Here is a 7,448-nt window from a genome sequence, read left to right on the forward strand (position 1 = left end):
CCCCTCCTATCTCCCTTCAAAGACTTTTGACTGGTGGGGAGGCGGCGCAAAAGGAGTTCCGCTCCCAACCTTTTTTCCCCTTACTTCATAAACTTGTCTACATACCCCTGAATGAAAAGAAAGACCAGCACGCAGGGCAGGATGTACTGGAGATACGGCTTGAGCCAGTGGGGGAAGCGGGCTCCCTGCCCCTGATCGGTTTCGGCGATGAAATTGTTCCAGCCCCAGCCCCATCTGTGGCAGCAGAAGGAGAGGAAGAGCAGGGCGCCGAAGGGCAGCAGGTTATTGCTGAGGAGGAAGTCTTCCAGATCCAGCACGGAGGAGCCTTCCCCGAAAGGCTGGAAACCGGACAGGACGTTGAAGCCGAGCGTGCAGGGCAGGGAGAGGAGGAACATCGTAACGCAGTTGACCGTGGAGGCTTTTTTGCGGGTCCAGCCCCAGACGTCCATGCAGTAGGAGACGATGTTCTCAAAGACGGCGATGACCGTGGACAGGGCCGCAAAGGACATGAACACGAAGAACAGGGAGCCCCAGAAGCGTCCGAAAGGCATACTGTTGAAAATGTTCGGCAGGGTTACGAATACGAGGCCGGGGCCGGAGCCGGGGTTGACCCCGAAGGCGAAACAGGCCGGGAAGATGATGAGGCCCGCCATGAGCGCGACGACGGTGTCGAGCAGGACGATGTAGAGGGCTTCGCCGGTCAGGGAGCGGGATTTATCGATATAGCTGCCGAAAATGGTCATGGAGCCGACACCGAGGCCGAGGGTGAAGAAGGCCTGCCCCATGGCGGCGGTGACGGCGGCCCAGAGCCCCCCTGTCAGCTTTTCGGGATCGGGCATGAGGTAGAAGCTGATGCCCGCTTCGCCCCCCGGCAGGGTGACGGCACGGACCACCAGCGCGATCATGAGGGCGAACAGGCCGACCATCATGAATTTCACCACGCGCTCGACGCCCCGGCGCAAGCCCATGCCGCACACGGTAAAACAGAAGATCACCGCTACGCCCATCCAGAGGCAGGATGACGTCGGATCGCTGATCAGGCCGCCGAAAAAGCCGCCGACCTGCTCGGGGGTCAGGCCGGAAAGATCGCCCTTGAGCATGGACCAGCAGTAAGCCAGCATCCAGCCCGCCACCGTCGTGTAAAACATCATGAGCAGATAGCTGCCGATGAGGCTGAGGGGGCCGAACGTATGCCAGCGCGAGCCTTTGGGCTCCAGCTTTTGCAGGGCCGCGCCCAGATTTCGCTGCGCCGCCCGGCCCACGGAGAACTCCATGACCAAAATGGGAACGCCGACCGCCAGCAGGAAGCCGATATAGATGAACACGAACAGCGCGCCGCCGTAGGCTCCTGCGATATAGGGGAAACGCCAGACGTTCCCGAGTCCGATGGCGCAGCCCGCGGCGAGAAGAAGAAAACCGATGCGGCTGCCGAGCTGTTCTCTCTGCTGGTTCTGACTCATGCTTTTTTGAATCCTTTGTGTCCTGCGGGCACGTCCGTTTTTCACGTGTCCCTGGTATACGGAAATCTCCCGCACCTCGCCGCGGTCACCACGGAAGGAGGCGGGAGAAACGCTCCGGTGGGGCGGAACAATGTCGCGCCGCCTTTGTTACAAAAATCGGAGGAAGCAGGGAAGAGGGAGAACCGTGCGGATAAAGCTTTTTTCGGAACGCTCTTCCTTTGATGCTTTTGTCTGGGCTCTTTTGGGGAGCCTGTCGTATCCCAATCCAATGGCAAGCCGTGGGGAAGGGGCATGGGGCTCTTCGACAAATACAGCCGCCTTTGGAAAAGGGAGACGCGGCCCCCACAGGCAGGCTCGGGGAAGGGGAATTTCCCTGAAGAAAAGGTTCCCCCTCCCCGCAATACGTTCTGCTCTAGTTGATCCTGTGATGGCACCCGAGGCTGCGGGGGTTGCGCAGGGCGCTCTGGGTGATGCTGTAGGCCGCCTGGCAGCCGTGGAAAAGATCCACGATGGGCTTGGAGATGGCCGTATTTTTGTAGAAGTCGTGGAGATGGCGGGAAAGGGCGCGCAGGTCGTCAAAGGCACGGTGCAGGCGGCTGGCTGTGCGGCTGATGCCCACATAGTTCCACATGGTATTGCGGATGGTCGCCCAGTCCTGCGCGATGAGCGCCGGGTCGTCGTTGCGCTCGTCGCCGGTGCTTTCCCAGTCGGGGATGGCGTCGGCAAGGCGCTTGCTGATGTAGCCGCGCTTGGTGATGCGCTGCGCGATGTCCTGACCGGCGCTGTAGCCCCAGAGCAGGGCTTCGAGGAGCGACGTGCTGGCGAGGCGGTTGGCCCCGTGCAGGCCGGTGCAGCTGCACTCGCCCACGCTGTAGAGGCGGGTCAGCGTCGTGCGGGCGGAAGCGTCGACGAGGATGCCGCCGCAGAAGAAATGCGCCACGGGAACCACCGGGATGGGTTTCTTGTTGATGTCGATGCCCAGCTCCATGCAGTGCTGGTAGATGGTGGGGAACCGTGTGGGGATGTCGTGCTTCACGCCGGAGACGTCCAGATACATGCAGGGCTCGCCGCTGTGAAGCATTTCATCCATGATTGCCCGGGCCACGATGTCGCGGGGGGCGAGGTCGGCGCGTTCGTCATAGCGCTTCATGAAGAATTCGCCCTTGGCGTTCGTGAGGCGGGCCCCTTCGCCGCGCATGGCCTCCGTAATCAGGAAGCTGTGCGACTGGCGGGTATACAGCGCGGTCGGGTGGAACTGGACGTATTCCAGATTGTCGAGACGCACGCCCGCGCGCTGGGCCATGGCGATGCCCGAACCGGTGCAGGCGGCGGTGTTGGTCGTGTGCAGATAGACCTGCCCGACGCCGCCGGTGGCAAGCACGGTGAAGTCCGCGAGCAGGGTTTCCACTTCCCGGGTGTCCTCGTTGTAGACGTAGGCCCCGAGGCACTGGTTGTCGAGCTGGTAGCGGTATTCCTTATACCGCGCATGGTGATCCGTGGTAATCAGGTCCACGGCGGTGCGCCCGGTCAGGATGCGGATGTTCGGAGACATGCGCACGGCCTGCAATAGGCCTTCCATGATGGTCTTCCCGGTGTGGTCGGCGCAGTGCACGATGCGGTGCTTGCCGTGCCCGCCCTCACGGGTGAAGTCGAGCTTGCCGTCCAGCCGATCGAAGGGGATGGGCGCACGCTCCATGAGGATGCGTTCCACGGCTTCGGGGCCATGCTGGCAGAGGTGGCGGACAGCCTTGACGTAGTTGTGATGGTGCCCGGCAATCAGAATGTCCTTTTCCAGATCTTTGGCGTCGTTAGGATCGGAACGATAGACGATGCCGCCTTGCGCCAACGCGGAATTGCCGCCGTCCAGCTCTTTTCCGGGGACAATGAGGGTTACCTCATACCCGGCGTCCGCCAGAGTAAGGGCGGACGTGCTGCCGCTGATCCCGGCGCCGATGACGAGAACCTGTGTTTTCAAGCGCTGCTGTGTCATACTGCCTTCTTTTGAGAAAAGACCTTGTTTTGTGCATATAGGAAAGGGGGCGGCAAGGCCCCCTGAAACCTGTTCGGGATAGAGCATCCACTATGCTGAAATATGTTCAACGGAACTCCCGCCACGCGTTTTCCCCACAACGAGAACCCTCTGGGAAGGGATGGGCTCCGCAATAGCAGGGTTGGGGAAGGGAAAGCCCTTTTTCAGAAGCTTTTCCCCTCCTCCGACAAGCATCAAACTACGCGCAGGCTTCGAGCATCCGTTCGAGGGAAGCCTTAGCCGGAGCGGAATCCTCGCTGGGCACGGTGATGGGATCCGTGTTCCCAGCAACGATGCCTTCCAATGTGGCGCGCAGCTTCTCAGGCGTGATTTTCGCCATGTTGGAACAGGCGCTGGAACGCAGGGCTTCCACGCGGATGCGGCCTTCCTGCTCACGGGCGAGGCGTTCCACCAGATTGATTTCCGTGCCGACATAAATATGTGCCCCGTCCGGCGCATTCCTGACATACTCGATGATGTAGGTAGTGGAGCCGGCTCCGTCGGCGGCGCGCACCACTTCGGGAGAGCATTCGGGATGCACGATGACTTTGCAGGACGGGTCGGCCTTGCGCACGGCTTCAATCTGTTCGGGGTGGAAGCGGGCATGGATGGCGCACAGGCCGGGCCAGAGCACGAGGGCGGCCTTGTCAGCCGCTTCGAGGTCCACGGCTTCCCCGGTTTTCCGCACGTCGAGGATATGCGTGTCGCGCCCGGTGATGCCGAGCTTGCGGGCGGTATTGCGGGCCAGATTCTTGTCCGGCAGGAACAGCACGCCGTCACCCTGGCGGAAGGCCCAGTTCATCATTTTTTCCGCGTTGGCCGACGTGCACACCGCGCCGCCGTAGCGCCCCACCACGGCCTTGACCGCCAGCGAAGTGTTGACGTAGGCGAGCGGGACCAGCTTGCGGCCCGAGGCGGTGAGGCGGCCGAGTACGCGATCGAGCAGCCGGGCGGGGGTCATCTGGGCCATCACGCAGTCGGCGGAATGGTCGGGCAGGAGCACCTGCTGGCCTTCGCGGGCGAGCAGGGCGGCGGATTCCGCCATGAAGTAGACGCCGCAGAAGACGATGTAGTCCGAGGCGATGCCGGGGACGCGCCGGGCCAGTTCGAGGGAGTCGCCGCGGATGTCGCAGTGCTGGATGGTGGCTTCCTGCTCGTAGTGGTGGCCGACGATGGTCAGCCTGCCGCCGAGTTTGGAGCGGAGTTCCTCAATGGCGCGGGCGTCGTTGGAGAGAGGTGCTGTCGTCATAGGGATTCCTTCGCAATGCGCATGCTGAGGTCGGCGGTCACGGCGGAGTGCGTGATGCGTCCGACGGAAATGAAGTCGGGTTTGCGGACGGTGCTTACGGTGGCATACGCCCGGATGGTGTCGAGGGAAACGCCCCCGCTGATCTCCGTTTCGATGAAGGAGGGGATCATTTCCAGCGCTTCGGGGAGCATATCGGGCGTCATATTGTCGAGCATGATGCGGTCGACCCTGCAGGCGACGGCCTCGCTGATTTCGTCGAGGTTGCGGCATTCCACTTCAATGGGCGGGCAAGGATTGTAACGCCCGCGCAGCAGTTCGACGGCTTTGGTCATTGACCCGGCCGCGTCGATGTGGTTGTCCTTGAGCATGAGCATTTCGGCGAGGTTGCGCCTGTGGTTGTGCCCGCCGCCGCACAGTACGGCGTATTTGTCGGGATAGCGCAGGCCCGGCATGGTCTTACGCGTATCAAGCAGGCGGACGCCCGTGCCTTCGAGCTTCTCGGCGTAGCGGCGCGTCAGGTTGGCGATGCCGCAGAGGTGGCTCACGAAGTTGAGGATCACGCGCTCGGCGCGGAGGACTTGCCGGGCGGGGCCGGAAATGCGGGCCACGATGGAACCCTTGGCGACCTCTTCCCCTTCCTTGGCAAGGCTCTGCCATGTGTAGGAAAGCTCTTCCGGGTGCGCCGCGCACAGATCCATGACCAGCGGGATGACGGGCAGCCCGGCGATGATCGTCTGTTCTTTGGCTACGATAATCGCCTGAAGCCGGTCCCCGGGGCCGAAGACGCCCTCGGTGGTGAGATCCGGCCCATCCTCGGCGAGGGAGAGTTCCAGGATCGACAAAAGGTGCATCCGCGCCTCGCCCTGAAAATATTCTGAGAATTCTGGAAGGATCATATCTTGTCCCGCATCCTTGGCAGTGCTACACGGGGTTGAGAGCAACGCCGACATGCGCGAGACGCGCGCATCCGGCAACGAGTCAGCAGCGTAAAGTCTTTTCGTTTACTAGGTGGCTCATCCGTTTTCGTCAAGATGCTCTTTTTTTCCCAACCGTTCGGGGAGGTGCCGGAACGGGCCGGGATAAAAGGCAGTGCGGGCAGAAACGCCGGTTTTGGAGGCGCGTTTCGTTTTTTTATCGTAACTTTTGGTATCCTTGAGACGTTATGCGGTTCAGGTGGAGGAGGATAGGTCCATGTCGGATACGGCCCCCGAAGAGAAAAAGACAGCCCCGGACGGCATAGCGCGGAGTCTTGAGGAGAAAGAGCGGAAAAACTCCGGGGAAAGGCCGGAGACGAAAGGCGACGAACCTGCCGACAATACCCGCCAGCGAGCCCTTTCGCAGTGCATAGAATATCTGGAAGACGGCGAATCCGAGTACTCCCACCCGGCCGACATGGCTGAACATCTGGAAAACCTGAGCCTCAAGGAACAGGTCTGCCTGTTCCGCCATCTGCCAGCCGACGAAGCGGCCGAGGCTCTTGCGGAGCTTGATCAGGAAGTTGCCGTCGACGTTCTGGAAAACCTCGATCCGGACGAGGCGGCCCAGATCATCGCCGAAATGTCTCCCGACGACGCCGCCGACGTTCTGGACGAGCTGGAAGAGGGGCACCGCGATGTCCTTCTGAGCAACCTTGACCGCGACGACGCCGAAGAACTCCGCAACCTGCTGGCGTTCGACCCCGATACGGCGGGCGGCATCATGAATACTGAGATCATCCTGCTTGAGCAGGACATCACGGTGGACGAAGCTATTTCGCTGATCCGGCGGGGCATGGAAGAGGATATGGAAATCCCCTATTATGCCTACGTGGTGGACGAGGACGACAAACTGGTCGGGGTGTTTTCCCTGCGTGACCTCATGCTGTCGAAACCGGGGACGATCCTGCGGGACTCCCTGCATGATCAGGACGTGATCGCCGTACGTTACGATACGTCGAGCGAGGAAGTGGCCCGCCGCATGAGCCATTACAACTTCATGGCCATGCCTGTGGTGGACTATGAAGGGCGCCTTCTCGGCGTGGCGACCTACGACGACATTCTGGACATTATGCAGGACGAGGCCAGCGCCGACCTGCTCGGCATGGTGGGCGCCGGTCAGGACGAGACTGTGGACACGCCGTGGCTGGAGTCGGTGCAGATACGCCTGCCGTGGCTCATCGTGAACATGGTGACTTCCATGATGTCGGCCTTTGTGGTGTACATGTTCGAAGGCTCCATTGCGGGCATGGCCTTGCTGGCTGTGCTCATGCCGATGGTGGCGAATCAGGCCGGGAACACCGGGCAGCAGGCGCTCGCCGTGATGATCCGTCAGCTTGCCACGGAGAAGTTCGATCGCAAGCGCGCGTGGATCGCCGTGTTGCGCGAAGGCAAGATCGGCATCGCTTCCGGGGTGATCATGGCGATGCTGGCCTGTGTGGGCGTCTGGTTCACCTCCTCCTCTCCCGAGCTTGGCATGGTCATGGGAGCGGCGCTCATGGGCGACATGCTGCTCGGCGCGCTGGCGGGCGGCAGCATCCCCCTGATCTTCCGTGCCGTGGGCCGCGACCCCGCGCAGGCTTCCAGCATCTTCCTCACCGCCATCACCGACAGCGCGGGCTTCTTTATTTTTTTGGGGCTGGCTACCGCTTTTTTGTTGTAGGAAATGTGAAATGTGGGGGAAGGGAGGAGGCCCTTTCTGTAGAAAGGGCCTCCTCCCTTCCCCCACACCCCCA

At 61.6% G+C, this 7,448-nt stretch carries 5 protein-coding genes; 1 reads left to right on the forward strand and 4 read right to left on the reverse strand.

Features of this window, described 5'->3' with window-relative positions; translation table 11 throughout:
- Positions 1-80 precede the first annotated feature (80 nt).
- From T370_RS0113815 to nadC, 4 genes are all read right to left on the reverse strand, one after another.
- Positions 81-1,460, reverse strand: a complete 1,380-nt coding sequence (locus T370_RS0113815; RefSeq protein ID WP_005025765.1) for a sodium-dependent transporter — start codon at positions 1,458-1,460, stop codon at positions 81-83.
- Between the two features lie 412 nt (positions 1,461-1,872).
- Positions 1,873-3,450 carry an L-aspartate oxidase gene (nadB, locus tag T370_RS0113820; RefSeq protein WP_009369173.1) on the reverse strand — a complete coding sequence of 526 codons (1,578 nt, stop codon included), beginning with the start codon at positions 3,448-3,450 and terminating at the stop codon, positions 1,873-1,875.
- 238 nt (positions 3,451-3,688) lie between these two features.
- Positions 3,689-4,738, reverse strand: a complete 1,050-nt coding sequence (nadA, locus tag T370_RS0113825) for a quinolinate synthase NadA (RefSeq protein ID WP_029436058.1) — start codon at positions 4,736-4,738, stop codon at positions 3,689-3,691.
- Positions 4,735-5,634, reverse strand: coding sequence for a carboxylating nicotinate-nucleotide diphosphorylase (gene nadC, locus T370_RS0113830; RefSeq protein ID WP_005025771.1), 900 nt, complete (start codon positions 5,632-5,634; stop codon positions 4,735-4,737). The genes nadA and nadC overlap by 4 nt, the downstream gene beginning before the upstream one ends.
- 295 nt (positions 5,635-5,929) lie before the next feature.
- On the opposite strand from nadC, the gene mgtE reads away from it, so the two are divergent.
- Positions 5,930-7,375 (forward strand): magnesium transporter, encoded by a 1,446-nt coding sequence (gene mgtE, locus T370_RS0113835; protein WP_029436059.1) that lies wholly within the window; start codon positions 5,930-5,932, stop codon positions 7,373-7,375.
- Positions 7,376-7,448 lie beyond the last annotated feature (73 nt).

The organism is Bilophila wadsworthia ATCC 49260, assembly GCF_000701705.1.
Lineage (GTDB): Bacteria > Desulfobacterota > Desulfovibrionia > Desulfovibrionales > Desulfovibrionaceae > Bilophila > Bilophila wadsworthia.